This is a genomic window from Fibrobacter sp. UWH1 (assembly GCF_002210365.1).
Lineage (GTDB): Bacteria > Fibrobacterota > Fibrobacteria > Fibrobacterales > Fibrobacteraceae > Fibrobacter.
The window spans coordinates 35,162-59,906 of record NZ_MWQG01000004.1; the positions used below are offsets into that span (position 1 = coordinate 35,162).

Below are 24,745 nucleotides of genomic sequence, written 5' to 3' on the forward strand. Positions count from 1 at the left end.
TGCGGTGCTCTGAGGCATGAGGGCGGGCCAAAGGCCCTTTGAGCTAAGGAATAGCGGCTTCGCTGCGACAATTTAACTTACCTCTAGCGAGCACAGCGAGCGACCTCAAAGCGACATCGTCGCGACCTCATCCCTGATTTCCTAAGGAATAAAGCAATGTTCAAGATTTTTGTTGATGGCGAAGCTGGTACCACCGGTCTTCAGATTTATGATCGACTCGCAAAGCGTAACGATATCGAAGTTCTGCGCATTTCCCAGGAACTGCGTAAGGATACCGCCGAACGCCAGCGCCTGATCAATGAATCCGACGTGACTTTCCTGTGCCTGCCCGATGCAGCCGCCGTGGAAAGTGCAGCGCTCTGCACCAATCCGAACACCGTAATCATCGACGCTTCCACGGCTCACCGTGTGAACCCGGACTGGACTTACGGCATGCCCGAACTTTCTGCAGAACAGCGCAAGGCCATCAGCACAGCAAAGCGCATTGCTAACCCCGGTTGCCACGCCACAGGCTTTATCCTTGGCGTACACCCGCTGGTCGCAAGCGGCATTCTCCCCAAGTCCACAAACTTGGCAGCCTACAGCATCACCGGCTATTCCGGTGGCGGCAAGAAGCTCATCGCCGAATACGAAGACGAAAGCGCTCTTGGCCACAAGGCAGGAGAATCCCTCCCCATCATGGCTCCGGCACCTTACGCCCTGGCCCTTTCCCACAAGCACATTCCCGAAATGAAGAAGTACTGCGAACTGGAAAACACGCCCTTCTTCAATCCGGTGCTTGGCCCCTACTACAAGGGCATGGCCGTAACCGTAGCCCTCTTTGCAAACCAGCTTAGCAAGAAGGTTGGACCTCAGGACCTGACCGACATCCTCAAGGAACACTACGCAGGCTCCAACTTCGTAACCGTCATGCCTTACGAAGCAACCCCTGCAGAGACTCCGGCACTGATCAACGGCCGTCTGAACCCCACCATCTGCAACAACACAAATAATGCTTGCATCCAGGTTTTCGGTAACGAAACCGTCATGCAGGTTACAACAATCATCGACAATCTGGGCAAGGGCGCCAGCGGTGCCGCCATCCAGAACATGAACATCGCTCTCGGTCTCGACGAAACGTTAGGACTCTAACCCTGCGGCGAAGCCGCCTAACTCAAACTCAAAGGAGCGAAGCGACGAGCTCATACCTCGGACCTCGAAACCTGTTATGTTTTTAGACGAAAAATCAATCGAAGTGCGCTCCGGCAAGGGCGGTGACGGCATCTGCAGTTTCCACCGTGAAAAGTTTGTACCTCTGGGCGGCCCCGATGGCGGAGATGGCGGCCGTGGCGGTCACGTTATCCTCCAAGTCAACGAACAGTATTCCACCCTGCTGGACATGGGTAACGCACGTCTGTACAAGGCACGCCCCGGTCAAGCCGGCGGCGCCAAGCGCTGCACCGGCAGATCTGCAGAAGACCTCATCGTAGACGTACCCAAGGGAACTATCGTCAAGGATGCCGAAGGTCGAATTCTTGCAGACCTTACCGAAGACGGCCAGCGCTGGATTGCTGCCCGTGGCGGCAAGGGCGGCATGGGCAACCAGCACTTCGCCACCCCTTCTAACCAGGCACCTCGCAAATGCACTCCGGGCGAAGCAGGCGAAAAGCGCGAACTGTTCCTGGAACTGAAGCTCATGGCAGACGTCGGTCTGGTTGGCTTCCCCAACGCAGGCAAGTCCAGTCTGGTGAACAAGATTTCCAGCGGACGTCCCAAGGTGGGCGACTATCCCTTTACCACTCTGGAACCGGTGCTTGGCATCGTGCAGATGAACGGACACAGCTTTGTGGTGGCCGACATTCCGGGTCTCCTGGAAGGCGCCAGCGAAGGCAAGGGTCTGGGTCACCAGTTCCTGAAGCACATCGAACGCACCCACACTCTTTTGTTCGTAATTGACGGTTTTGCAGAAAACGCCTACGAACAGTTCACGGTTCTGAAGGGAGAACTGGCGGCATTCCACCCGAAGCTTGCCAAGAAGCCCTACGTAATCGCCCTGAACAAAAGTGACCTGGGCATCGAAGAGGCCATCAAACAGTTTGCGGAACATAAGGAAAAGGTTATCATCACCTCTGCCTTTACCGGTGAAGGTTGCATGGAACTCCGTGACGCCCTGGATCAGGCAGTCCCCCACGTCCAAAAGAAAAAGGTGGGCTGGGAAACCAGGAAGGTAGAAGCACCTGTCAAGAAGGCCGCCGCAAAGACTGCTGCCAAGGCAGAACGCAAGGCAGCAGCCAAGCCCGCATCCAAGACCGCATCCAAGACCACAAAGGCTCCTGCCAAGAAGGCTCCCGCAAAGAAGCCTGCCGCAAAAAAGTCCAAGTAAGGTAAAAGTCCATGGCAAAAAAGGAACAGTCAACACCCGTCATCCAGAATAGAAAGGCAAACCACCTTTACTTCGTGGACGAAACCTTCGAGGTGGGCATCATGCTCATCGGTTCCGAAGTCAAGTCCATTCGCGACGGCAAGTGTACCATTGGCGAAGCCTGGATTGACATTGACGAAAAGAAGAACGAGCTCTGGCTGGTAGGTGCCCGCATCGACGAGTACCTATTCGCCAACCGCTTCAACCACATTCCTGCAAGACGCCGCAAGCTCCTGGCCCATGGCCACGAAATCGAAAAGATGCGCAAGGCCAAGGAACAGAAGGGCTGCACCCTGATTCCTCTGAAGTTGTACTTCAAGAATCGTCGCGCCAAGCTGGAAATGGGCATCTGCCGCGGTAAGGACCAGCACGACAAACGTCAGACCATTATGGAACGCGACGCCAAGATGGAAATGGATCGCGCAGCAAAGGCACACAAGTAATGAACAAGGTTTTGTGGGTACTGCTTTTCTGCCTAGCAACCGCCTCTGCGGTGTGGGCCGGTAAAACGGACGTAGAGAATTTCGCCCAAAGTAAGGGCGCCTCTTTCCATTGGTATCCCGTTCAAAAAACGTTCACCCTAGAAAGAAACAAGGACACGGTCAAGTTCGCCATCGGCCTCCCCTACGCAAGTCTCCACGGCAAGACAATCAACCTTGCAGCAGCTCCAGTTCTTTCTGCAGGCCGCATCCAAATTGATTCCGTCGACGCAGCAAAATTTTTTGAGGCAGAACAAACCGCAAAAAGTTCCGCCCAACAGGCAGCCGTTTCATCAAGCAGTGTAAAGGCAGCCCCCGCAGCAACAAATACAACAACCACAGCCCAAGCACCCGCCCCCGCAAAAAATGAAACCGCAGGCACCCGCGAAGTCAAGACCATCGTTATCGACCCGGGCCACGGCGGCAAGGACTCAGGCGCCATCGGTTCCAAGTCTCAAGAAAAAGACATTGTCCTTACCGTAGGCAAGCTCCTCAAGAAGGAATTGGAAAAGGAAGGCTTTATCGTCAAGATGACCCGCGACAAGGATTACTTTGTCGAACTGGGCCAGCGGGCCAATCTAGCAAACCAATGGGATGGCGACCTCTTCATCAGCCTCCACTGCAACGCCGTTGACGCCACTCCCGAACGCAAGAAGATTATCAAGGGCTACCACGTCTACGTACTCCGCGCTCCCGAAAGCGAAGAAGACAAGGCCATCGCCCGCCGCGAAAACAAGGTGGCCACCCTCTACGGCGAAAAGAACGCCAAGGAAGAACTCTCACCCATCGAATGGTTTAAGCTGGAAGCCCGCCTCGAAAAGTACAAGCAGAACAGCTACATGTTCACCGAAGAAATGTTAAAGGCCATGGACGGCGGCAAGATCCGTCGCCAGGCAGGTGGCGTAGGCGGTGCAGGCTTCATGGTCCTGGTGGGTGCATTAATGCCCGCAGTCCTTTACGAAATCGGCTTCATCAGCAACCTTGAAGACGAAGCCTACATGATGAGCGACGCCGGCCAGAAGGATATCGCAGAACGCATTTCCAAGGCAGTCACCAGCTACAAGGAAGCCGTTCACAACTATCGCGAGACATTAGGACGATAAGACTCCCTGTTGCAATAGCAATTTTATTTCACAACGACAATGGCCATTTTACCATTAACGTCGCGAAGCAATCCAATCAAATACTTACGAGTTTTGATATACTGATCAGGCATTGATTTTGCATAGATGTAGTACTGAGCAAAGTCAGCCTCATTAAGAATATCACTCATTGAAGAAGTTCGAACAGGAAAAGAGTCCTTGTTAACGTTGTTCCATTCCATCGCGATTGGACTTTTGTGTAAGTTTTCCACTTTCCACGAATTTTCATCGATGGTCAACTTAGCAGCCCCACCCAGAATAACATACTTAGAAGTCGAACCTGGAATTGCGTAAAACGTATAGCCATTTTCGCCCTTTAGAATATAGGTGTTATACTTAACATTAAACATTTCTCCAGAATTTTTAAAGAACTGATAGGCAGAATCGTTCATTCGAACCAGTTCCATCAGATCTCCCTCAGGAATTTCCATACGAGCGGTAGCGCGATTCATTCCCTGAGGAGTAAAATCGTATCGAGCCAACTGGTAGTAACCAGAGGAATCCTTTCCATAGAACACACAAAAGCCTTCCCTCAGATTACCCTGAGCAACCCAGCCCTTCATACTTTTCAACTGTTCTTTTGGAAGATCTGCCATCAAAGAATCTGACGCCACCCATGCAACACCATCTTGCCAAGCTAACAGTTGACCAACAGCGGCGAGGGAATCCATAACTCTAAATTCCTCGGCGTGCATGGCAACTTCCGCAGCCTCTGTTTTATTGAAATCTATGTGATTAGGAAGTCCCTGCTTATTAGAACCAGCGCATCCTATCAAAGAAACGGTCACACACAATACTGCGACTAAACCACATATTTTTTTCATAAGACCTCCTATATTTTCTGAATATATAAAAAAAGCACCGGTTCATCACCGGTACCTTTAATTTTGCGAAGTTCGATTTCCGCGACATTCGCCTTACGGATCACGGACGCTTACGCTTCGCTCCAGCGTCCGCCTCTTCGCCTCGGTCATTTCGGAGTGCAAGCACTCCGCCGAGACTCGTCCACAGAGTGGATAACTCAACTAAAGGACTAAAGTCCCTAGTTTCGTATATCGGCTCGTGGCTACCGTGAACAAAAAAGCCTCGGTTCATACCGAGGCATTTTTGTGAGAGTTTGCGCTTACAAGAAGTTCTTTACAAAACTCTAGCGCAAACGGTCATTATTCTGCGTCCATGTCAGCTTCGTCGATTTCAGCGTTGTGGTAAACGTCCTGAACGTCGTCGTGATCTTCGAACTTGTCGATGAGCTTGAGCAGCTTCACAGCGTCGTCGTGGCCCAGCTTGACGGGGTCGTTAGCGACGTAGGTGATTTCAGCGCTCATCATTTCGATGCCAGCACCTTCAAGAGCGCGGGTAACGGCGTCGAATGCTTCCGGAGAGGTGGAAACTTCGTGGATGCCGTCTTCAGTGCTCATGTCGTCTGCACCAGCTTCCAGAACCAGGTCCATAACCTGATCTTCGCTGTACTTTTCTGCATCGATAACAATCATACCCTTGTAGGTAAATGCCCAAGTAACGGAACCGGTTTCGCCCATGGCGCCGCCGTTCTTGTTGAAGATGTTACGGATTTCAGCAACGGTACGAACCTTGTTGTCGGTCATGCACTGCACCATGATGGCAATGCCTGCAGGACCGCGACCTTCGTACAGCGGTTCGGTAACGTCTGCACCACCGTTAGCGCCAGTACCCTTGGCAATAGCACTTTCGATGTTCTTGGTGGGCAAGCTCTGAGACTTGGACTTGATGATAGCAGCACGGAGACGCGGGTTTGCATCCGGGTTGCCGCCGCCAAGCTTAGCAGCGATAGAAATTTCCTTAATCAACTTGTTCCATGCCTTAGCACGGGCAACGTCAGTCTTAGCTTTCTTACGTTTGGTGGTGGCCCATTTGGAGTGACCGGACATAAATTACCTCATATAGGTTGCAAAAGTTTCGGGTCAAAAAATAATTTTTTTTTGGACGTCTGTCCTTAAATTCCGCAAGTTTTTATATAAAAAATCAAGAAAAAAGCCGCCACCCTTCTCTACGAAAGGCAGCGGCATTTATAAGTTTCGAACTACAAAGAAGATTATTTCTTCTTACGCATAGCGCACTGGCGCTTTTCCTTGACGCTCAGGCTCGGATCATCGCAGCCATCACCAGAAGAAACCTTCTTGTGCTTATTCTTCTTGACAGGAGCCTCATCCTTTACAGCCTTGCCCTTCTTGGCCGGCTTCGTAACGGGAGCTTCTTCAGCTTCTACACGACGCTTGCGGGTAGAAATGGTTCCATCGTCATCAGAAAGTTTGCGGTTTCCGTTCTTCTTCTGAAGAGCTTGCAACTTCTTCTTGTCCATAGGATCAGCGGAAGCCTTGGTAATGGCGCGGTCATACTTACCGCCCCACACGTTACCAATCAAGGAACCGGATTCCAGAGCATCCTTCAGAATGCCCTTAGCCCATTCATCGTTGGCCGGAGGCAACAGCTTGAACTTCAGGTTACGAATACGGGTAGGTTCTTCTTCATAATAAAGCATCATGTCAAAGAAACCAACCTGATATTCCTGACCGTCGGTACCAGCAGCCGTAGAGGGAACGTATGCGAGAACCGCATAAAGTTCACCGTCAAAGAGACCGGTAATCAAGACGTCGCCGTCTCCACCCGGAGCCTGGACTTCACCCGTAGCCTGGAAGGCCCACGGAGCGACATCCACCGTCAACTGGAACTTGTGGAAACCCTTTTCAACCTTCTTCAGTTTAAGCAGCGCCCCAGAGAAAGCCTGGAATTCAGGCTTCAGGTTCTGAGCAGAGCAAACAACTGCAAAGGCCAGAAAGAGAAATGCAAGTAACTTCTTCATAATTCTAATCCTCTTTTAATTCGGGTTAGAAACCCAATCCACTAATCAAGACTTAGTTCTTGTAGAACAGAGCCTTGGCTGCTTCGAACATGGGATCCTTTTCATCCGGGTTGCGGCATTCGGTATAGATACGAACCTTGGGTTCGGTACCGGACGGGCGAACCAGCATCCAGGAATCGTCTTCGAAAATGATCTTCACGCCGTCGAGAGTGAGCAACTGCTTAACGGTCTTTTCGGTATTGCCAACCATGACCTTAGCACCGACCTGTGCGGCTTCGGCAACAGCGTTCACCTTGGCGATGAGCGGAGCACCGACCAGGGACTTGTCCACTTCGAAACCAGCGCGGCTGGGGTAGAAGCGGCCATATTCAGCATAGAGGGCATCCAGGTATTCACCCAGGTTCTTGCCGGTGGTAGCCATGATTTCGAGAGCGATGAGAAGGCCGAACTGAGCATCCTTTTCCAGGGTGTTGTTGAGGCCGGAAATACCATCAGATTCTTCGAAGGCGACCAGAGCCTTATCCTTGGCATTGCGAGACAACCAGGGGCGGAAGTTCTTGAAGCCCACTGGAGTTTCCATAACGGGAACGCCCAGCTTTTCAGCAATGATGTTCACGAAGTTAGAAGTAGCAACAGACTTTGCAACCACGCCCTGTTCCTTGCGCCAGGTAGCCATGTAGTGGAAAGCGATTGCGCCGAACTGGTTCATGTCGATTTCGCGAGAACCATCGTAGAAGCGGATACGGTCACCATCCGGGTCAAAGATTGCGCCCAGGCGGAAGAAGGACTTGCTTTCGTCCAGAGCCTTGCGGACCATTTCCAGGTTCTTGGAAGACGGTTCCGGAGCAACACCGCCGAACAGGCTGTCGTCTTCGTTACGGATGGTAACGAGGCACTGGGGATTGTCCAGGAGAGCGGCCGGACGACGACGGGTAGAACCGTGAACGTGGTCGCAGACCAAAGTCAGACGATCCTTCTTGATGAAGTCCTTGATACGGTCAAACTTGATGGTGCCCTGCTTGATCAGGAATTCCTTGTAGATCTTCAGGGAGTCGATGATTTCCCAGTCAACCTTGGAGACCGGTTCGAACTTCCAGGTGCTCATCATTTCGTTAGAGAGCTTGGTAATCACGTTGGTGATTTCCGGACCTGCAGGACCGCCGTCTGCGGGGTTGAACTTGATGCCGTTGTAGTGGCTGGGGTTGTGGCTAGGAGTCATGTTGATGGAGCAGGCAGCACCCAGCATTTCGATTGCAGCGGAGAATTCCGGAGTCGGCATTTCGTTGCCGTAGTAAACCTTCACACCGGCCTTGGCGAACTGGTCAGCCACAGCTTCGCAGAATTCGTGACCCAGGAGACGGTTGTCGTGGCCAACCACAACGCCGCGCTTCTGAAGTTCAGCGAAGTCCTTGACGCCAAGAGCTTCGAACATAGCAGCATCAGCTTCCTTGTAGAGGCGGACGATAGCTGCGCCTACGACCTGCAGATTACGGAGAGTGAATTCAGAACCGATTTCGCCACGCCAGCCAGAAGTGCCGAAGCTAACCTTTGCCGGTTCCTGAGAGGTGAGAGCCACCTGCTTGACCTGTTCTACCAGAGCCATGTCGGTAGCGGGGTTAAATTCGGGGGACTGGATCTTCTTCCAAATCTGAGTAATGTTTTCCATAGTGGTTCCTATTTTAAAGTTTTCGGGCATTAATTTACAAAAATTTTGTTACAAACGATACCCCTCCCCACCAAAAAGGGGCTTATCTCGCCCCTGTATATTTTAATGTTATTTTTTGACATAAAAAGAACAGCATACGGTAAAAAGAAAGGTAAAAATCCAGGTCATTACGTCCTTAAAGGCACCAAATCCCCCGTTTACACCGATTTTCGCGAAAAATAATGGGGGTAAAGCGACATTTGCAAGGTCCAAATCTTCATTTTATAGCTATTTTTAAGGCATGCAAATTACAAAAGCTTCTCAACTTACTGGTGTTTTTCCCGCATTGTTCACTCCGCTGATGAACGATGATCCTAAGAACCTTAACAACTCCATCGACTACAAGAAGATGGAAAAGATGATTGACGACCTCATTGCCTCTGGCGTTTCCGGTATTCTCCCGGTTGGCACCACTGGTCAGAGCGCCACCGTCACTCACAAGCAGCATCTGGACATCATCAAGTTCACTCTGGACTACGTAGGCGGCCGCGTTCCCGTTATCGCAGGCGCAGGCTCCAACTGCACTCGTGAATCTGTGGAAATGATTCAGGAAATCCTGAAGATTGCTGAAGTTCCCATGCTCTGCGTGACCGGTTACTACAACAACCCGTCCCAGGAAGGCATCGAAAAGCATTTCAAGACCTTGAGCGAAGAAACTGGCGCCAAGATCATCATCTATAACGTTCCGGGCCGTACCGCTAGCTACGTCCACCCCGACACCCTCATCGCCCTTTCCGAAGACAAGAACATTATCGGTCTCAAGCAGGCAGTTGACTTCCGTATCGGCGAAAAGTTCCACGAAGACACCAAGCGCGTCATCAACGAAACCAAGAACAACGACTTTGCCGTTCTCTCTGGCGAAGACGGTTTCTTCATCGACATGCTCGAAATGGGTGGCCAGGGCCTCATTACCGCAACCGGTAACATCCCCGAAGCAGCAAAGATCTTCTCTGACCTTTACAAGGCTTATGTAGCCGGCGACTCCTCCAAGGCCAAGGACCTGCAGAGCGCCGCCCGCGACTACGTGGAAGCAACCTTCTGCCGCAAGAACCCCATTCCTCTGGGAACCATGTTCAACAGCCCGTTGTTCCAGCCCATGACCAGCGTCAAGGACACCGCCCGCGGCGAAGAAGCCGTAGAACGCATCATGAAGCTCATCAACGAAAAGGCAGAAAGCCTCAAGAAGTATCACGTTTAATAGGTTTGAGGGCGCACCTTCGGTGCTTTCAGGTTTGAGGACGGTCCTTCGGACCTTTGAGTTAAAGTAAGGCGGCAAAGCCGCGATCATTTGACTCATACCTCAAGCGAGCACTGCGAGCGACCTCGAACCTCATACCTCACAAGGAGAATATCATGGCTAAGAATCAGAAAGTTCAGAAGTCCATTAGCGACGAAGTCTGCGCTTACATCAGCAAGCAGAAGCTCCTCCCCATCCCCGTTCAGACCCTGAACGAAGAAGTGGAAGCAACCCGCTACTTTGGTGGCGACCTGAAGGAATTCATCGAAGCCGCAAAGTCCCTGGGCGCAAAGAGCATCTTTGTCGAAACCCTGTACCTTGAAGAAGACGAATTCTTCTATGACAGCGGTATGGATGACGAAGAATATCTGGAAACCTACGGCGCCGACTGCAATTGCGGTTGCCAGTGCGGTTGCTGCTGCGAAGACAAGGCCGAAAAGAAGGCAGACAAGAAGTCCAAGAAGGCCGCTAAGGTTGAAGAAGAGGAAGAAGATGGCGTATGGCTGGAACCGGAAGACCTGGACGGTCTGGACCTGTCCCTCCTGAAGCCGGAAATCGCTTCTTACATGGACCGCGTTGGCGAAAGCTGCGGCGTCCGTCTCACCGTTCCCGGTGTTGACCACCTGGAAGTGGAAATCTTCGCAGACTGGTACGACGAATTCGCCGAACTGGTAGACGAAGCTTCCGAAATCATCGAAGACGATCCCGTTGGCGCTCTGGAAGAAATGCAGGCCGCATTCGACGAAGCTGAAGCTGCAGCCGAAGCCGAAGAAAAGGCAGCACTCGAAGCTGAAAAGGCAAAGGGCACCAAGAAGATTGCAGCTCACCCCCCGAAAAAGGCTAAGTAATATCAGACTAGCGAAGCTTTAAAGAACGACCGGTTTGCGCCGGCCGTTTTTTATATTGGTTATCATGAAATCCGTAAGCACAATCTTGTTGATTCTCCTACTCGCATTAAATTCGTTTGCGGCCACCCCTATTGTAACGCATGAATCTAGAATTGTGCAATCCATTCCAACGAATATTGAGAATTACGTCCACGACACAAATTACGACGGAGATTATTCCGATCACAGCCCTTTTTTGAGATTTATGGGTTACCTTTATTCTGTCGCAGGAATACTTGGCGGAATTATGGTGATTGGTGTTGACGTAGGTTTAAACAGTGGTAGTGCAACAGGCATCGGAGTTGGAGCAGGTCTAATCGCCCTTGGTACCACAGGAATTGTTTTACTTTCATGGTAACTAAAAAGTCTCGGATTACTCCGGGACTTTTTTAATTGAAATCTATGCGACGATAAGCCGCAGCTTTTAAGTGTGATACAACTTGCTAGTCTGATAATTCGGTTCAGAGGTCAAGTTCACACCCAGGCGGCGGAACACGCCTACATCAACCTGAGAGAGGATGACGCTGGCATGGACTTCGCAATGACGGAGTTCCGGAAGCTTTTCCAGAGCGATCTTTGCGTTGTAATCCGTGAGGGCGCAGACAGAGAGAGCCACCAACACTTCGTCCATGTGGAGACGAGGATTGGTGTGGCCCAGTTGCTTGGTCTTCAGGCTCTGAATAGGTTCAATGACCATGGGAGAAAGCAGACGGACTTCATCAGGAATACCAGCCAGGTGCTTGAGGGCATCCAGAAGCATGGCAGAGGACGCACCCAGCAAGGAAGAAGTCTTTGCGGCAATCACAGCGCCATCCTGAAGTTCAATAGCAACGGCGGGGCCGTTAGTTTCTGCGGCACGCTTGAGAGCGGCGGCAACAACCGGACGGTCGGCGGTGCTAATGTGAGCCTGTTCCATGACCAACTGCTGCTTGTAAACCTGATCCTGATCAGCGTTGCCCTTACGGACATCGCAGAGGGTGTTGTAGTAGCGGCGGATGATTTCCTGCTTGGCGGCTTCGCTAACAGCGTCATCATCGATGATGCAGTTACCAGCCATGTTCACGCCCATGTCAGTGGGGCTCTTGTACGGAGATTCACCAAGGATGCGAGTGAACAGAGCGTTCAGAACCGGGAACACTTCAACATCACGGTTATAGTTGATGGTGGTCTTGCCGTAAGCTTCCAGATGGAACGGGTCAATCATGTTCACATCGTTCAAGTCTGCGGTAGCAGCTTCGTAAGCCAAGTTCACCGGGTGCTTCAGAGGAATGTTCCAGATGGGGAACGTTTCGAACTTTGCGTAACCGGCCTTGACGCCGCGGGTATTTTCGTGATAAATCTGGGAGAGGCAAACAGCCATCTTTCCACTTCCCGGACCCGGGGCGGTCACCACCACAAGTTCGCGGGTTGTTTCAACAAACTGGTTCTTGCCGTAGCCGTCATCGCTCACTACCAGAGGAATGTTGTTGGGGTAACCAGCGATGGGATAATGGCGGTAAACCTTCAGACCTAGACCTTCCAACTTCTTCTGGTAAGCCAGGGCGCTAGGCTGGTCCTGCCAGCGAGTCAGCACCACGCTGCTCACATAGAGACCGTAACCGCGGAAGGCGTCGATCAGACGGAGAACGTCCTGATCGTAGGTAATGCCGAGGTCGCCACGGACCTTATTCTTTTCGATATCGTTGGCATTGACGGCGATAATAACTTCGGCCTTGTCCTTCAGCTTTTCGAGCATGCGGATCTTGGAATCTGGGGCGAAGCCAGGCAGTACACGGCTTGCGTGGTGGTCATCAAAGAGCTTTCCGCCAAATTCAAGGTAAAGCTTTCCACCGAACTTTGCAATACGTTCGGCAATCTTCTCGGACTGCGTTCTCAAGTACGCGTCGTTATCAAATCCAACTTTGAACATATATGCTCCACATGCATAAAATTTATCGGGTCAAAAATAAAAAATTGGAGCCGTCTCCCCTAGGGTTGTAATCTAAAAAAAAGACGCAATTCACAAGGAATTGCGCCTTTAAGGTCAGACATTTTACATAGAATGAAATAATTATTTCTTATTCCCCACGGTCATCAATCCACCACCATGGTGGCAGATCCATAGGCCTTGACAGGGCGACCATTTTCATCAAATTCCGTGGTATAACGGACATGGAACGGGATCCTCTTTTCGGTCAACGGAATGATGCCTTCCACACTAGCGAGGCCAGCGTCAATCTTTCGATGCCATTCACGGTACATATCCGCAAAATCCGCAGGGAAAAATCCATTTTCAATAACAGGCTCCGGATAATTACGAACCAAGGGAGGCAAGCCAAGGTCACGCTGACAGCGGAAACAGGGGCGCATTTCCTTGGTAGCCACAGAGTACTCCCAGAAATAAATATTAGCCTGTTCACTGGCGGCCTTAAAGCGACGCTCTGCAGCCTGCATCTGGAGCAGCATATTCTTTTCGACAGTAATGTTTCTTATCGTCACAAAGAAGAGACGGCTAACCTTGCTCACGCCAATCAACTGAATGCAGCTACGCACGCAAAGCCGTTCAAAGCCGCAGCAGGCCGAGCGCACATTTCTCCAGGTTTCACATTCCTGTTCCTCTCTCTTTTCTGCCGCCTTTTCCAGACACTCCATATAGATCTTCATGTTAGAAGCATCCATCGTCTTGACCGGATTCGAGTTCACCAAGTCTTTTTCAGACAAGTTCATACCCATTTCGCGAAGGAACTTAGGATTCACCCGGAGAACTTCCAGAGAATCGCCACGCTGTTCAAGAATAGCGGCGGCTCCCACAAAGTTGCTGAAAATCAAGGTTTCAAGAGAATCAGGATCCCAGAATTTACCCGCATCCAGGACACTGTTCAAATTCATCTGCGGTACAATGGAGCCCACAGAATTGCCATTCAAAAGTTTCTCATATTCAGAGATAGGAACAGGCTTGGAGTACAGAAAACCTTGTACGTAATCGCAACCGACACTCTTCAAGAAATCGGCCTGTTCAACGGTTTCAACACCTTCGGCAATTACAGGAAGCTGCAGCCACTTGGCCATACGCACAATGGAGCTCAGGATCGTTCCGCCGCGTTCGTTACCGATACTTCCCGCAATAAATTTCAGGTCCAACTTGAGAACGTCAAAATCAATATCCTTCAGCACATTCAGCGAAGAATACCCACTGCCAAAATCATCCATTTCGACAGTGTATCCCAGTCGATGCAATTTATCGATGGTATCAATGATAATCTGGGAGCCCGAAATTGCAGCCGTTTCTGTCAATTCCACATGAATGAGCTTTGTAGGAACATCATACTTGCAACGGAGGGCTTCCATTCTCTGGATGTAATCCTCCCGCAAGATATCATTTCGGGACATGTTCACCGAAATGCGAACTAAAGGCAAATTAGAATCTATGCTATGGCGAAGAAATCTGCAGACCCGTTCAAAGACATAGAGATCAATCTCGGGAATACGTCCCTGCTCTTCAAGAACAGGAATAAAATCAGCAGGAGAAATAAAACCGAACTTAGGAGACGCCCAACGAACGAGCGCTTCCGCACCAATCAGCATCCCAGTAGAATGGTTATACTGCGGCTGAAAATAAACTTGAAACTCCTCGCCGGCTATAGCCGAGTCCAGATTCTCCAAAATTTCTTTTGAACTGATCATAGCACTTAACCCAAAAAATTCCCTATGGTCTAAACTACAATAATCCCACCTAAAAAAAAATAGTGCACAAGGACTTTCTAAAGGTTCTTTATATTCCAATCAGGAATATACGTAACCAAAACGAAACAAAAAATCCCGCTAGGCAAAACCTAACGGGACATAAAATCGTTAACAAACGAATGTTGGTATTACACCACGCGGGTCATACCACTCATTCTGGCTCTCAGCCATGCACCGATTTCTTCAACCGGGTGCTTGCGGATGCTTGCATTGACCTTGATGAGTTCTTCGTTATCAACAGCGGTGGACTTGCCTTCGCCGAAGATAGCGCCGATATCTTCCTTAGTGACTTCCTTAGCCATGAAGTCCTTCAGCAGAGGCACGCACTTGTTAGCGAACAGGTAGCAGCCGTATTCTGCGGTATCGGAGATCACGCGGTTCATTTCGAACAGCTTCTTACGAGCGATGAGGTTTGCAATGAGCGGAGTTTCGTGGAGAGATTCGTAGTATGCGCTCATGGGCTTGATGCCGACGGAGCACATGGTTTCGAATGCCAGTTCCACACCGGCCTTGATCATAGCGACCATGAGGACACCGCGGTCGAAGTATTCCTGTTCGGAGATAGCCTTGTCGGTAGCTGCAACCTTTTCGAATTCCAGTTCGCCAGTAGCTGCACGCCATGCGAGGAGGTCCTTGTCACCAGCTTCCCAGTCGATCATCATGGTAGAGGAGAACTTACCGGAGATGATGTTGTCCTGATGTTCCTGGTAGAGGCCGCGCATGATGACCTTCATCTTTTCGGAGAGTTCGTTTGCACGAACCTTAGCCGGGTTGGAGAGACGGTCCATCATGTTGGTGATGCCACCGTGCTTCAGGGCTTCGGAAATGGTTTCCCAACCGTACTGGAGGAGCTTGGTTGCGTATGCCGGTTCAACACCGAATTCCTTGACCATCTTGTCGTAGCAGAGGATGGTACCGGTCTGGAGCATACCGCAGAGGATGGTCTGTTCGCCCATGAGGTCAGACTTCACTTCGGCGACGAAAGAGCTTTCGAGAACGCCCGGACGGTCAGCATGGAGACCAGCGGCGTAAGCCTTGGCATAGTCCCAACCCTTACCTTCGGGGTCGTTTTCCGGGTGGACAGCGATCAAGCAGGGCATACCGAAACCGCGAACGTATTCAGAACGGACTTCGGAACCCGGACCCTTGGGAGCCACCATGATAACGGTAATGTCTTCACGGATCTGCTGGCCTTCTTCAACGATGTTGAAGCCATGGCTGTAGGAGAGAGCTGCGCCCTTCTTCATGAGCTTCATGACAGCGGGGATCACGTTGTGGTGCTGCTTATCCGGTGTGAGGTTGCAAACCAGGTCAGCAGTGGGGATCATTTCTTCGTAGGTACCGACGGCGAAACCGTTTTCGGTAGCGTTCTTCCAGGACTGACGCTTTTCAGCGATTGCTTCCGGACGGAGGGTGTAGGAAACATCGAGACCGCTATCGCGCAGGTCAAGACCCTGGTGGAGACCCTGAGCGCCGCAACCGACGAACACGATCTTCTTGCCCTTGAGGGCTTCTACACCGCGAGAAAATTCAGAAGAATCCATGAAACGGCAGTGACCGATTTCTTCCAGCTGACGACGCAGAGGAATGGAATTGAAGTAATTGATACCCATGATTATTTAACCTCTTTTGAGTAGTATTTAAAGTTTTTACGGGGGTAAATATAATAAAAGGCGAGTGATACGGCAAAAAGCATTACGTTTTTTGGGCGTTCCAAGCCGATTCCTCTACTTTATTTTTTAAAATCTGCGTTCCCGGCCCGCATTCCCCATATTTTTTCCTATAAATGGGTGAAAGCAAAAAAGGACTGCATACAATATGGAAAACAAAGAGGAAATTCGGGAAATCAAGGTCCACGGAATCTATAGGCACTTCAAAAACCGTTTTTACATCGTAGAAGGGGTGGCCAAGCATTCCGAAACTCAGGAAGATTACGTCATTTACCGCAAACTTTACGGCGACAACGCCATGTGGATCCGCGAAAAGTCCATGTTTTTAAGCGAAGTGGACCACGAAAAATACCCGGAAGTCAAGCAGAAACACCGTTTCGAGTTGGTCGACCTCTCTGAAAAATCATTTTAACTTCAACAAACTTGCTTTTCTACAAATTATTAGATAGTTTTGGGAGTCAAGAGGACAAAAGATTATGGGAAAAACTTTACTTTGTATCGCAGTATTGGGATTAGCTCTTCTTTGCGGATGTAGCGAATCCAGTTCTTCAGCATCTGCCACTGGAACGCAAACTTGCGGTAGTGGCAAGGCTTCTGTCACCATGACCTGCGACTTCGACCTTTGCGAACAGTACGACGCCTACCGCAAGGAAGCCAACAACTCCTTGCTAATGCAGACAAGTCCGGACCTGTTCGCCGGCCGATTCATGGAACGAATGACCGCAGCCGGTTGCACCAACTAGGCTTTTCTAATTCTTATCCAGCACATGGCGCCGCCACTTGCCGCTCTTCCAGCGCAAGTAGAACAGGACTGGCGCCGTGCTATACACGCACACCACGATAATCCACGCATAATGGGGCGGCACTTTTATGATATAGGCCGCTACGTATAGGGCTATGGTGTTAAACCAGTTCATAACGGCACAGGCGCACATGACCCACACCGTGTCTCCAGCGCCGCGCAGGGCACCACAGTAAACTACCAGCAGTACTTCCACGAAGATATACAATGTTGCAAAACGCAGCATAAAGATCCCCATGGGACGGGCAGATTCGAATATGGCTATAGCCTCTGCAGAGGCGGTCACGTCGGGCCTAAAAACGTCGGCCAGAACGCCTGGCAAGAATATCAAAAGGACAGCAATCAGCAGGGAATACCCCCACCCCACCTTTAGACCTGAATACGTAGAGCGGGAGGCCGCGGCAGCACTTTTTGCACCAACATAACGTCCGACCAAACTGGTAGACGCAACTTCCAGACCCATCAATGGCACATAGGCCACCATATCCCAGTTAAACATGATGGAGGCCGCCGTGGCCGCTTCGGCACCAAGGCCGTGGAACAGCAAAATCATCAGCTGGAACGCCGCCATATTCAGGAACATTTCTACGCCTGATGGCATGCCTCGTTTAAGCAGTTCCTTCACCTGAGCCAGATTAAATTTTAGGTTCGACCTTGTTCCGTAAAGCGAATGGTACCGCTTGCCAAAATAGACCACAAACAACATCACCGTCGAGACGATATTACCAATGACTGTACCATAGGCCGCTCCCGCCACACCTAGACGCGGACACGGGCCCACACCGAAAATCAGGAAATAGTTACAGACGATATTTACCAGCATACCCGCAAAAGCAGCCTTCATGATAATCTTCGTCTCACCGATTCCGCTAAAGAAACAAGGAGCCGCATTTCGAACCAGAGAAACAATTCCGCCAATCATCAAAATATTAAAGTACAGTTTCTGATAAGCCAGCTGGTCCGCCGCCAATCCCTGCTGTTCAAAAATCAAATGCCCCAGGGGGATCATCAAATAGAGAAAGGGCACGCAGGCAAGGGATAAATACACGGCCTGCATGAACACGCTGGCGCATTCCTGCTTCTTTCCGGCACCAAAACGCTGGGCAACCATTGCCGTCGTATAGCTGATCATACCCGTGAAAAAAGTGATCAGGACAAGATTCATGCCGCCCGCACCAAGGCTGGCGTTCATTTCGGCAGGACCCAACCGACTCAAGAAAAGACGGTCTACAAAGGTCATCAAGGTATCAAAGGACATGGAAAGCAGCATGGGCAACGCCACCACCAGCACATCCTTGATGTCGCCGTTCTTTCTGAACTTGATCTTTGGAGTTTTTTCGATATGTCCGGTAAATTCATCAATCATGAGACCGTCTCAAAGCAGGTGCACAATTTAGCAATAAACTTTTGAACCAACCATATTTTTTCTAAAAAATCAGATTTTACCCTCCCCCTCTCTCGTAATTCATAACTCACAATTCATAATTACTATATTTGCCGCCACTATGTTTTCACAGTTGACTGATTCTCTAGAAAATACCCTCAAGAACCTGCGTGGCCAGGGCAAGCTTACCGAAGAAAACGTTGCGGAATCCCTTCGCGAAGTCCGCCGCGCCTTCCTGGAAGCCGACGTAAACTTTAACGTAACCCGCGACTTCGTGAAGGCCGTCAAGGAAAAGGCCCTCGGCAGCGAAGTGCTTACCTCCGTGACCCCGGGTCAGCAGATTGTGAAAATAATCCACGACGAACTTGTTGCCGTCATGGGTGGCGAAACTAAGGAAATCAACCTTTCCGCCCCCGCTCCCGTGGGCATCATGATGGTGGGCCTTCAGGGTTCCGGTAAGACCACCTTCGCAGGAAAGATCGCCCTGTGGATGCGAACCAAGAAGAAGCGTAAGCCTCTCCTGGTGGCAGCCGACGTATACCGCCCCGCCGCTATCAAGCAGCTGCAGGTGCTGGGCAAGTCCATCGGCATTCCCGTTTACGACGAAGGCCAGGGCAATCCCGTAGAAATTATCAAGCATGGTTACCAGTACGCCAAGGACAACGGCTTTGACCTGGTAATCTACGATACCGCAGGCCGTCTGCAGATCGACGAAGAACTGATGCAGGAACTGGAACAGGCCCAGGAAGCCGTCCACCCCGACGAAGTGCTCTTCGTTGCCGACGCCATGATCGGTCAGGAAGCCGTAAATGTCGCCGAAACCTTCTGGCAGCGACTGAAGTTCACCGGCGTCTGCCTTTCCAAGATGGATGGCGACACCCGCGGCGGTGCAGCCCTGTCCATCAAGAAGATGACCGGCGTACCTATCTGCTTTATCGGTGTCGGCGAAAAGCTCCCCGAAATTGAACTGTTCCATCCGGACCGTATGGCTAGCCGTATCCTCGGCATGGGCGACGTGGTCTCTCTCGTGGAAAAGGCACAGCAGGTCATCGACGAAAAGGACGCCAAGGACCTCAAGAAGAAGATCCTGAACAACACCTTCGACCTGAATGACTTCTTGAACCAGCTCCGCACCATCAAGAAGCTGGGCCGCCTCAAGGACATCCTGGGCATGATCCCCGGCCTGAACAAGCTGCCCATCGACCAGATTGACGAAAAGGAACTTGTCTACGTAGAAGCCGTCCTCAGTTCCATGACCCCCAAGGAACGCAAGAACCCCAGCATCCTCAACGGCAGCCGCAAGGACCGCGTGGCAAAGGGTTCCGGCACCGAAATCGGTCGCGTGAACGCCGTGCTCAAGCAGTACGAGACCATGAAGGAAATGTTCAAGAAGGTTGGCGAATTCGCCAAGAGACAGAACGGCGGCGCCCAGATCGGCTCCAACTACACTCCCCCCAAGGATAAGAACAAGAAGAAAAAAAAGCACTAAGGTGAGAGAAGCGAAAATGAGGTAACTCATTTTCATTTCCGAGCCGACGTTTTTGGGTCCGAAGGACCAAGAAACACTAATCTTTTTCTTTAAAAGTCTGACTATGTGAAAAGGAAGTCGCCTAGGGCGACTTCCTTTCTTCTCAACCACCAAACTTGGCTAAAGGCGAGTCTAATTAAACGAGGAAGATGTAGGAGCAGAAGCCCACTACGACCAAAGCTCCCCAAATGGTTTCAACAATAGGAGCATACATCTTTACAGTTTTCTTTTCCATATCCAAAACCTCGTTTTAAAGTTTACCGCGGCACCACCCGCTTACACTTATAATTTACCCACTGGTGTGAGAATTTTCACACAGACAAATCCATGTCTTGTTGATAAAAAATCAACGAGTACTAACCGTTGGAATATTACACCGGGTAATATTACGCAATGGAAAATTCCAGCCTGGAACAATGGTTTTCGTCAGAAAAGCAAGGTCAAACCATAAAAAACATGCTGAAAACGCACAGAAAAACGTCTGAAAAGAAGTCCTGCGGCTAGTCCGACAGCAAGGCGTTTTTCCCACACAAAAACCCAATTTTTGAGCGAATTTCGCCAATTACCAGCTTAAACGTCTCAAAATCAGCTCCACCCAATAAATACTTTGTATGCAAAGAACGGATTTTTTTTCGTTGCCGTCCTTTACACACAAAAGCAATGTTACTATATTTGGCCAAAACAATTGAACAACCCCGTTTCGGCAGGTTCATCCCCGAGACAATATTTAAAGAGGTTAAAATGGCAACCGCTATCCGTCTTTCTCGCTTTGGTAAGCGTCACAACCCGATCTACCGCGTAGTCGTTATCGACAGCCGTAAGGCACGCGACGATAGCTTTATCGAACAGGTCGGTTTCTACAACCCCAACACCAAGACCCCCGAAATCAAGTTCGATCAGGAAAAGGCTCTCAAGTGGCTCTCCACTGGTGCTCAGCCCTCTGACACTGTTCGTAACCTGATGAAGCAGGCTGGTATCATGGAACTCTTCCACGAAATGAAGGCTGGCCGTTCCATCGAAGGTAAGGTTGCTGCTCCCAAGGCTGTTAAGGAAAAGAAGGCAAAGCTCGGTCCTAAGGCTCTCGCCAAGATCGAAGCTGAAAAGGCTGCCAAGGCTGCTGCCGAAGCTGAAGCCGCTGCCGCTGCTGAAGCACCTGCAGAAGCTTAATTCAAGCATTTTGAAAGGGTCTCGCGCAGTGAACCTGCGCGAGGCTTTTTTAAACGGAATCGAAAGGTTCCAGCCCCTTTGCAATCACCTTCCATAAACAGTATCCGCTTTTTAGTTTACTGTAGTCAGATTCCCACCCACGTCTTTAATGTCTGAATCCGAAGCACAAGAAGAGTTCATCACTGTCTGCCAGCTCATGCGCACACATGGCGTAAAGGGCTATATCAAGGCGATGCCTCTGACTCACGACCTTACCCGTCACGAGAAGCTCAAGGATGTGATGCTAAAAAAGACCAATAGCGAACTGGTTAAACTGACGGTGGAAGATTCCAAGCTGGCAAACAACTTGTGGTTGCTGAAATTCAAGGGGTACGACACCCCCGAATCCATTACCCACTTTGTCAATGGCGACTTGATGATTCCTGAATCCGAGCGCATTCCCGCCCCCGAGGGCGAATATTACATTGACGACCTGGAAGGATTCCGTGTCAAACTGGAAGATGGCAGAGAAGTTGGCGAGGTCATTGAGGTTCAAGAACTCCCCACCGTCTATGCCTTTCAGATCAAGTTTGATCTGGAGTACCAGAAAGAGTTTTCCGCTCAACCCATTCTAGCCCCCTGGGTCGACGACTGTGTTGTAGAAGTCGACGAAGAGGACGAGAGCATTACCTGCGACGCAGACTACCTCAAGAGCATGTGTCCGGGGGAAAAATAGTCCAGTTATGAAAATTGACTGCATCACCATTTTTCCGGAAATGTTCACCCCCATGAAAACTTCTATCATGGGCAGGGCTCAGAATAAGGGGCTTATGGAATTCAATACAGTCTACCTGCGAGACTTCGCAATCAACGATTATGGTCAGGTAGACGACGTCCCCTACGGTGGCGAACCGGGCATGGTCATCCGACCGGAACCCCTGGCAAACGCAATCCGCAGTACAGGCGTCAAGGAAGACGGCGGCAAGGTCATTTACTTGACTGCAGACGGCGTTCCCTTTAACCACAAGATGGCCCAGGAACTTTCGAAAGAAAAGCACCTGGTCCTGATCTGCGGACACTACAAGGGAATCGACGACCGCATCCGCCAGTCCGAAGTGGATCTTGAAATTTCCATAGGCGACTTCGTTGTCAGTGGTGGTGAATTGCCCGCCATGCTGGTAACAGACGCAGTTGTCCGCCTGATCGACGGCGCACTGGGTAACAGAGAATCCGGAGACACCGATTCTTTCGCCCAGGGAGTCCTCGGCTGGCCGGTTTACACGCGTCCAGAAGTTTTTGAAGGGAAAAGAGTTCCAGATGTGCTTCTCTCGGGCCATCACAAGAACATAGCGGCTTGGAGGCGTCAAGAATCGTTAAAAAGAACGGAAGAAAGGCGCCCAGACATCTTTAAAAATCTCGAAAGAGATACTAAATTTGGCATCAAATAATTAACGAGGTACATTATGTCCCTGAATATCGAAGCAATCCAGAATGAAAACGTGAAGACCGACCTCCCGGCATTCCGCTCTGGCGACACCGTCACCGTGAACGTCAAGGTTATTGAAGGCACCAAGGAACGTATCCAGCCGTTCAAGGGCGTCATCATCCAGGTCAAGAACTCTGGTATCTCCAAGACCATTACCGTCCGCAAGATGTCCAACGGTGTTGCCGTTGAACGTATCTTCCCGGTCAACTCTCCCCGTATCGCTTCCATCCTTCTGGATCGCCCGGGTAAGGTTCGCCAGGCTCGCATTTACTACATGCGCGACCTCCGCGGTAAGGCTGCTCGCATCGACGAACGCCAGTAATCGCAAGGCGTATTTAAGGCGCGTATAGGCGGTTTTCTCCATGAATTCCAAGAAATCAGGAGATTCCCGACAGCAAATCATCCCGCCCACCCGTTTAAACGTGGAGGCGGGATTTGTTGTATATACTCCCGACGGACCCAATCAAGTTAGCGTTGCCGCAGGCTCTTCTGACGTAAACCCTAAAAAGGAACCCGAAAGGAGCATCGTCATCCTCAATGACGGGGAACTTATCGCAAGAGAGAAGGACAGCCCAGAAGACATCGTATTTACAATGCATCCAGGTGACCTCGTTGGCGTGGCCGCCCTTTTGGAGCGTGAACCGTTCAAATACGAAATCGCCGCCACCAAAAAATCCGACATCACTCTAGTGAACGAAGAGTGTATGGAATCAGAACTAAAACGCCTTCCCCTATGGCTCCTTGCCGTAATCAAAAGTCTGTCAAGCAAGACTCGACGCCTTAAGCAGGCCGCCCAGCAGCCCCGCGTCGAAAACTCAATAAAGAGCCTCGCCCTATTCCTAAGCAAGAAAAAATCAAAAAGTTCCAACGGTCCTATTTTATACAACGTTGCAGAACTGATTCAGGAATTTTGCTGGATTACAAAATTAGACTTTACCACGGTCCAGCTAGACTTTAAGAGCCTCTTCCGTCGCCACCTCATTGAAATTTCCAAAAAAGAGGGAGTCGTCGTCTGCAAGATTATAGACGCCGAACTTTTGAGGATATTCGTAGACTTCCAGGAAGTAAGTGACGCTGGTCAGCCATTTGAGCCCTATAAACTGACTCTGTACCAGAAAAAGATGCTGGTTCTTCTTTCGGCCATGTCCGAAGACACCCTTATGGACAGCCCCGGCTGGCTTGCGTTCATCAGAAAGCACGACACCAACGCCGACGTTTCGGGATGGATCCGTCTGCAGAAGTTAGGCTGGTTCAAGCCTGCAGGCAATCAACAGTATAGCATCAATTTAGGGACGATTAAATACTACCTGAAGGCCCTGCGATACGAAACCAATGTTCGAGGAGTTCTATAATGATTCTGAACGCTGGCGAATATCTATGCACCGAAGGCGACAAGAACAATACCCTCTTCATTGTCAAGAGCGGCGAATTGGAAGGATCGTCTTCTAAAAAGCCCAAGATCCGGCTATACGGACCGGGTTCTATCATTGGCGAATTCAGCCTGTTGGAAGGAGCCGCAGCCAAGGAAACCCTCAAGGCAAAAACACAGTGTGAACTGCAGGTCATCAACCCTGCGGGACTGCAGGACGCCCTGGCCAAGGAACCCAGCTGGCTTATGTCCATCATCACCTTCCTGGCCAGCAGAACCCACATCGCCAAGAACAACCTTATAAAGAGCAATAAGGTAAAAGCTCTCCCCGCATTACTTTATCTACTAAGTTCCCGAGGTACTGTCACACCGGTGCAGGAAATCTGCGAAGAAGTCCACCAGCTTTTCAATATCGATGACGACGAAACAATGGGACTACTGCAGACTCTGCAGAGCATAGATGTCCTCAAGGTCTTAGGCGACGAAATTCGTATTGAGAGCCCTCGCGTCATTTCTCTGCTGTATAAGACCATCTGCTACCGAGCCATCCATAAGAAGGTTTCGCCTAGCATCCTATCCATGACCGAACAGATGGTTCTTACCGCAGTTACCAAGACGGTCCAGGAAAGCAGAGACCCGCTGAAAAACGGAACATTCACCGTACAGACCGAAACACTGATGTCTATCGCCAAGAAGTCACTTCATCTGACCTTGACCTTGCGGACCATACAGCCCTTGATTCAACGCGGTCTTCTCATTCCCTCTGCACAGGTAGCCTCCCCGAATTCCGACGACCCCCTGGAAAGCATCCAGTCCTTTAGAGGGGACTTCGAAAAGGTTCTGGATTTACTGGAACTCAACCGCATTTTCCCCATGCTAGACAAACATCTAGTTTCTTAGTTTACTATCTTTTCAATGAATAATTCAACCATCAAGGAAAGGTTTCA

24 protein-coding genes are annotated in these 24,745 nt (G+C 50.4%); 16 read left to right on the top strand and 8 right to left on the bottom strand.

Features of this window, described 5'->3' with window-relative positions; translation table 11 throughout:
• Nucleotides 1-156: 156 nt before the first annotated feature.
• From argC to B7992_RS02900, 4 genes are all read left to right on the top strand, one after another.
• Entirely contained in the window at nt 157-1,131 is a 975-nt protein-coding gene (gene argC, locus B7992_RS02885; RefSeq protein ID WP_073234051.1) for an N-acetyl-gamma-glutamyl-phosphate reductase, read from the top strand.
• A gap of 76 nt (nt 1,132-1,207) precedes the next feature.
• A complete protein-coding gene (obgE, locus tag B7992_RS02890) occupies nt 1,208-2,362 on the top strand; it encodes a GTPase ObgE (protein ID WP_088665535.1) in 1,155 nt (384 codons plus the stop codon).
• Nucleotides 2,363-2,373: 11 nt separating this feature from the next.
• On the top strand, nt 2,374-2,844 hold the full coding sequence (gene smpB / locus B7992_RS02895) for an SsrA-binding protein SmpB (RefSeq protein WP_073156171.1): 471 nt from the start codon (nt 2,374-2,376) through the stop codon (nt 2,842-2,844).
• Nucleotides 2,844-3,983 (top strand): N-acetylmuramoyl-L-alanine amidase, encoded by a 1,140-nt coding sequence (locus B7992_RS02900; protein WP_083539595.1) that lies wholly within the window; start codon nt 2,844-2,846, stop codon nt 3,981-3,983. The genes smpB and B7992_RS02900 overlap by 1 nt, the downstream gene beginning before the upstream one ends.
• A gap of 23 nt (nt 3,984-4,006) precedes the next feature.
• Here the strand turns inward: B7992_RS02900 and B7992_RS02905 are convergent, their stop codons facing one another.
• From B7992_RS02905 to B7992_RS02920, 4 genes are all read right to left on the bottom strand, one after another.
• Nucleotides 4,007-4,846: a hypothetical protein gene (locus B7992_RS02905; protein ID WP_088665536.1), complete on the bottom strand. Its 840-nt coding sequence runs from the start codon at nt 4,844-4,846 to the stop codon at nt 4,007-4,009.
• 339 nt (nt 4,847-5,185) lie between these two features.
• Nucleotides 5,186-5,929, bottom strand: a complete 744-nt coding sequence (locus tag B7992_RS02910; protein WP_073156169.1) for a YebC/PmpR family DNA-binding transcriptional regulator — start codon at nt 5,927-5,929, stop codon at nt 5,186-5,188.
• A gap of 164 nt (nt 5,930-6,093) precedes the next feature.
• Entirely contained in the window at nt 6,094-6,861 is a 768-nt protein-coding gene (locus tag B7992_RS02915) for a hypothetical protein (protein WP_073156166.1), read from the bottom strand.
• A gap of 52 nt (nt 6,862-6,913) precedes the next feature.
• Nucleotides 6,914-8,527, bottom strand: coding sequence for a phosphomannomutase (locus B7992_RS02920; protein WP_073156164.1), 1,614 nt, complete (start codon nt 8,525-8,527; stop codon nt 6,914-6,916).
• 280 nt (nt 8,528-8,807) lie between these two features.
• Between B7992_RS02920 and dapA the strand changes: the two genes are divergently transcribed.
• The 3 genes from dapA (at nt 8,808) to B7992_RS02935 (ending at nt 11,048) form a co-directional block, all read left to right on the top strand.
• Nucleotides 8,808-9,764 (top strand): 4-hydroxy-tetrahydrodipicolinate synthase, encoded by a 957-nt coding sequence (gene dapA / locus B7992_RS02925; protein WP_073156161.1) that lies wholly within the window; start codon nt 8,808-8,810, stop codon nt 9,762-9,764.
• A gap of 155 nt (nt 9,765-9,919) precedes the next feature.
• Complete coding sequence (locus tag B7992_RS02930) at nt 9,920-10,651, top strand: hypothetical protein (protein ID WP_073156158.1); 732 nt, start codon at nt 9,920-9,922, stop codon at nt 10,649-10,651.
• A gap of 64 nt (nt 10,652-10,715) precedes the next feature.
• A complete protein-coding gene (locus tag B7992_RS02935) occupies nt 10,716-11,048 on the top strand; it encodes a hypothetical protein (protein WP_101478808.1) in 333 nt (110 codons plus the stop codon).
• A gap of 66 nt (nt 11,049-11,114) precedes the next feature.
• Here the strand turns inward: B7992_RS02935 and B7992_RS02940 are convergent, their stop codons facing one another.
• The 3 genes from B7992_RS02940 to ilvC form a co-directional block, all read right to left on the bottom strand.
• Nucleotides 11,115-12,599, bottom strand: coding sequence for a DUF1846 domain-containing protein (locus B7992_RS02940; protein ID WP_073156152.1), 1,485 nt, complete (start codon nt 12,597-12,599; stop codon nt 11,115-11,117).
• A 164-nt stretch (nt 12,600-12,763) separates the two neighbouring features.
• Nucleotides 12,764-14,353 carry an EAL domain-containing protein gene (locus tag B7992_RS02945; protein ID WP_073283015.1) on the bottom strand — a complete coding sequence of 530 codons (1,590 nt, stop codon included), beginning with the start codon at nt 14,351-14,353 and terminating at the stop codon, nt 12,764-12,766.
• Nucleotides 14,354-14,541: 188 nt separating this feature from the next.
• Entirely contained in the window at nt 14,542-16,026 is a 1,485-nt protein-coding gene (ilvC, locus tag B7992_RS02950; protein WP_073156147.1) for a ketol-acid reductoisomerase, read from the bottom strand.
• A 205-nt stretch (nt 16,027-16,231) separates the two neighbouring features.
• Here ilvC and B7992_RS02955 point away from each other — a divergent pair, with 205 nt between their 5' ends.
• Together B7992_RS02955 and B7992_RS16270 are read left to right on the top strand one after the other, a co-directional pair.
• Nucleotides 16,232-16,495, top strand: coding sequence for a DUF1653 domain-containing protein (locus B7992_RS02955; protein ID WP_073234063.1), 264 nt, complete (start codon nt 16,232-16,234; stop codon nt 16,493-16,495).
• Nucleotides 16,496-16,559: 64 nt separating this feature from the next.
• Nucleotides 16,560-16,826 carry a hypothetical protein gene (locus tag B7992_RS16270; protein WP_139258154.1) on the top strand — a complete coding sequence of 89 codons (267 nt, stop codon included), beginning with the start codon at nt 16,560-16,562 and terminating at the stop codon, nt 16,824-16,826.
• A 6-nt stretch (nt 16,827-16,832) separates the two neighbouring features.
• Here B7992_RS16270 and B7992_RS02960 read toward each other — a convergent pair whose 3' ends face one another.
• A complete protein-coding gene (locus B7992_RS02960; protein WP_073283012.1) occupies nt 16,833-18,251 on the bottom strand; it encodes an MATE family efflux transporter in 1,419 nt (472 codons plus the stop codon).
• A 139-nt stretch (nt 18,252-18,390) separates the two neighbouring features.
• Between B7992_RS02960 and ffh the strand changes: the two genes are divergently transcribed.
• The 7 genes from ffh (at nt 18,391) to B7992_RS02995 (ending at nt 24,698) form a co-directional block, all read left to right on the top strand.
• The gene (gene ffh, locus B7992_RS02965; protein WP_073156136.1) at nt 18,391-19,758 is read left to right on the top strand and encodes a signal recognition particle protein; all 1,368 of its coding nucleotides are present in this window, start codon (nt 18,391-18,393) and stop codon (nt 19,756-19,758) included.
• Nucleotides 19,759-20,538: 780 nt separating this feature from the next.
• On the top strand, nt 20,539-20,964 hold the full coding sequence (rpsP, locus tag B7992_RS17275; RefSeq protein ID WP_088665537.1) for a 30S ribosomal protein S16: 426 nt from the start codon (nt 20,539-20,541) through the stop codon (nt 20,962-20,964).
• 148 nt (nt 20,965-21,112) lie between these two features.
• Nucleotides 21,113-21,679, top strand: coding sequence for a ribosome maturation factor RimM (gene rimM / locus B7992_RS02975; RefSeq protein ID WP_073156130.1), 567 nt, complete (start codon nt 21,113-21,115; stop codon nt 21,677-21,679).
• A 7-nt stretch (nt 21,680-21,686) separates the two neighbouring features.
• Complete coding sequence (gene trmD / locus B7992_RS02980) at nt 21,687-22,391, top strand: tRNA (guanosine(37)-N1)-methyltransferase TrmD (protein ID WP_073156127.1); 705 nt, start codon at nt 21,687-21,689, stop codon at nt 22,389-22,391.
• Between the two features lie 15 nt (nt 22,392-22,406).
• A complete protein-coding gene (gene rplS, locus B7992_RS02985) occupies nt 22,407-22,751 on the top strand; it encodes a 50S ribosomal protein L19 (protein ID WP_073156125.1) in 345 nt (114 codons plus the stop codon).
• Between the two features lie 40 nt (nt 22,752-22,791).
• Nucleotides 22,792-23,781 (top strand): Crp/Fnr family transcriptional regulator, encoded by a 990-nt coding sequence (locus B7992_RS02990; RefSeq protein WP_088665538.1) that lies wholly within the window; start codon nt 22,792-22,794, stop codon nt 23,779-23,781.
• Nucleotides 23,781-24,698, top strand: coding sequence for a cyclic nucleotide-binding domain-containing protein (locus B7992_RS02995; protein ID WP_073283006.1), 918 nt, complete (start codon nt 23,781-23,783; stop codon nt 24,696-24,698). Before B7992_RS02990 ends, B7992_RS02995 begins: the two co-directional genes overlap by 1 nt.
• Nucleotides 24,699-24,745: the final 47 nt, after the last annotated feature.

Excerpts from the sequence above, each read along its gene's own strand:
- argC (WP_073234051.1), top strand. The coding sequence starts at position 157 with ATGTTCAAGATTTTTGTTGATGGCGAAGCTGGTACCACCGGTCTTCAG.
- obgE (WP_088665535.1), top strand. The coding sequence starts at position 1,208 with ATGTTTTTAGACGAAAAATCAATCGAAGTGCGCTCCGGCAAGGGCGGT.
- smpB (WP_073156171.1), top strand. The coding sequence starts at position 2,374 with ATGGCAAAAAAGGAACAGTCAACACCCGTCATCCAGAATAGAAAGGCA.
- B7992_RS02900 (WP_083539595.1), top strand. The coding sequence starts at position 2,844 with ATGAACAAGGTTTTGTGGGTACTGCTTTTCTGCCTAGCAACCGCCTCT.
- B7992_RS02905 (WP_088665536.1), bottom strand. The coding sequence starts at position 4,846 with ATGAAAAAAATATGTGGTTTAGTCGCAGTATTGTGTGTGACCGTTTCT.
- B7992_RS02910 (WP_073156169.1), bottom strand. The coding sequence starts at position 5,929 with ATGTCCGGTCACTCCAAATGGGCCACCACCAAACGTAAGAAAGCTAAG.
- B7992_RS02915 (WP_073156166.1), bottom strand. The coding sequence starts at position 6,861 with ATGAAGAAGTTACTTGCATTTCTCTTTCTGGCCTTTGCAGTTGTTTGC.
- B7992_RS02920 (WP_073156164.1), bottom strand. The coding sequence starts at position 8,527 with ATGGAAAACATTACTCAGATTTGGAAGAAGATCCAGTCCCCCGAATTT.
- dapA (WP_073156161.1), top strand. The coding sequence starts at position 8,808 with ATGCAAATTACAAAAGCTTCTCAACTTACTGGTGTTTTTCCCGCATTG.
- B7992_RS02930 (WP_073156158.1), top strand. The coding sequence starts at position 9,920 with ATGGCTAAGAATCAGAAAGTTCAGAAGTCCATTAGCGACGAAGTCTGC.
- B7992_RS02935 (WP_101478808.1), top strand. The coding sequence starts at position 10,716 with ATGAAATCCGTAAGCACAATCTTGTTGATTCTCCTACTCGCATTAAAT.
- B7992_RS02940 (WP_073156152.1), bottom strand. The coding sequence starts at position 12,599 with ATGTTCAAAGTTGGATTTGATAACGACGCGTACTTGAGAACGCAGTCC.
- B7992_RS02945 (WP_073283015.1), bottom strand. The coding sequence starts at position 14,353 with ATGATCAGTTCAAAAGAAATTTTGGAGAATCTGGACTCGGCTATAGCC.
- ilvC (WP_073156147.1), bottom strand. The coding sequence starts at position 16,026 with ATGGGTATCAATTACTTCAATTCCATTCCTCTGCGTCGTCAGCTGGAA.
- B7992_RS02955 (WP_073234063.1), top strand. The coding sequence starts at position 16,232 with ATGGAAAACAAAGAGGAAATTCGGGAAATCAAGGTCCACGGAATCTAT.
- B7992_RS16270 (WP_139258154.1), top strand. The coding sequence starts at position 16,560 with ATGGGAAAAACTTTACTTTGTATCGCAGTATTGGGATTAGCTCTTCTT.
- B7992_RS02960 (WP_073283012.1), bottom strand. The coding sequence starts at position 18,251 with ATGATTGATGAATTTACCGGACATATCGAAAAAACTCCAAAGATCAAG.
- ffh (WP_073156136.1), top strand. The coding sequence starts at position 18,391 with ATGTTTTCACAGTTGACTGATTCTCTAGAAAATACCCTCAAGAACCTG.
- rpsP (WP_088665537.1), top strand. The coding sequence starts at position 20,539 with ATGGCAACCGCTATCCGTCTTTCTCGCTTTGGTAAGCGTCACAACCCG.
- rimM (WP_073156130.1), top strand. The coding sequence starts at position 21,113 with ATGTCTGAATCCGAAGCACAAGAAGAGTTCATCACTGTCTGCCAGCTC.
- trmD (WP_073156127.1), top strand. The coding sequence starts at position 21,687 with ATGAAAATTGACTGCATCACCATTTTTCCGGAAATGTTCACCCCCATG.
- rplS (WP_073156125.1), top strand. The coding sequence starts at position 22,407 with ATGTCCCTGAATATCGAAGCAATCCAGAATGAAAACGTGAAGACCGAC.
- B7992_RS02990 (WP_088665538.1), top strand. The coding sequence starts at position 22,792 with ATGAATTCCAAGAAATCAGGAGATTCCCGACAGCAAATCATCCCGCCC.
- B7992_RS02995 (WP_073283006.1), top strand. The coding sequence starts at position 23,781 with ATGATTCTGAACGCTGGCGAATATCTATGCACCGAAGGCGACAAGAAC.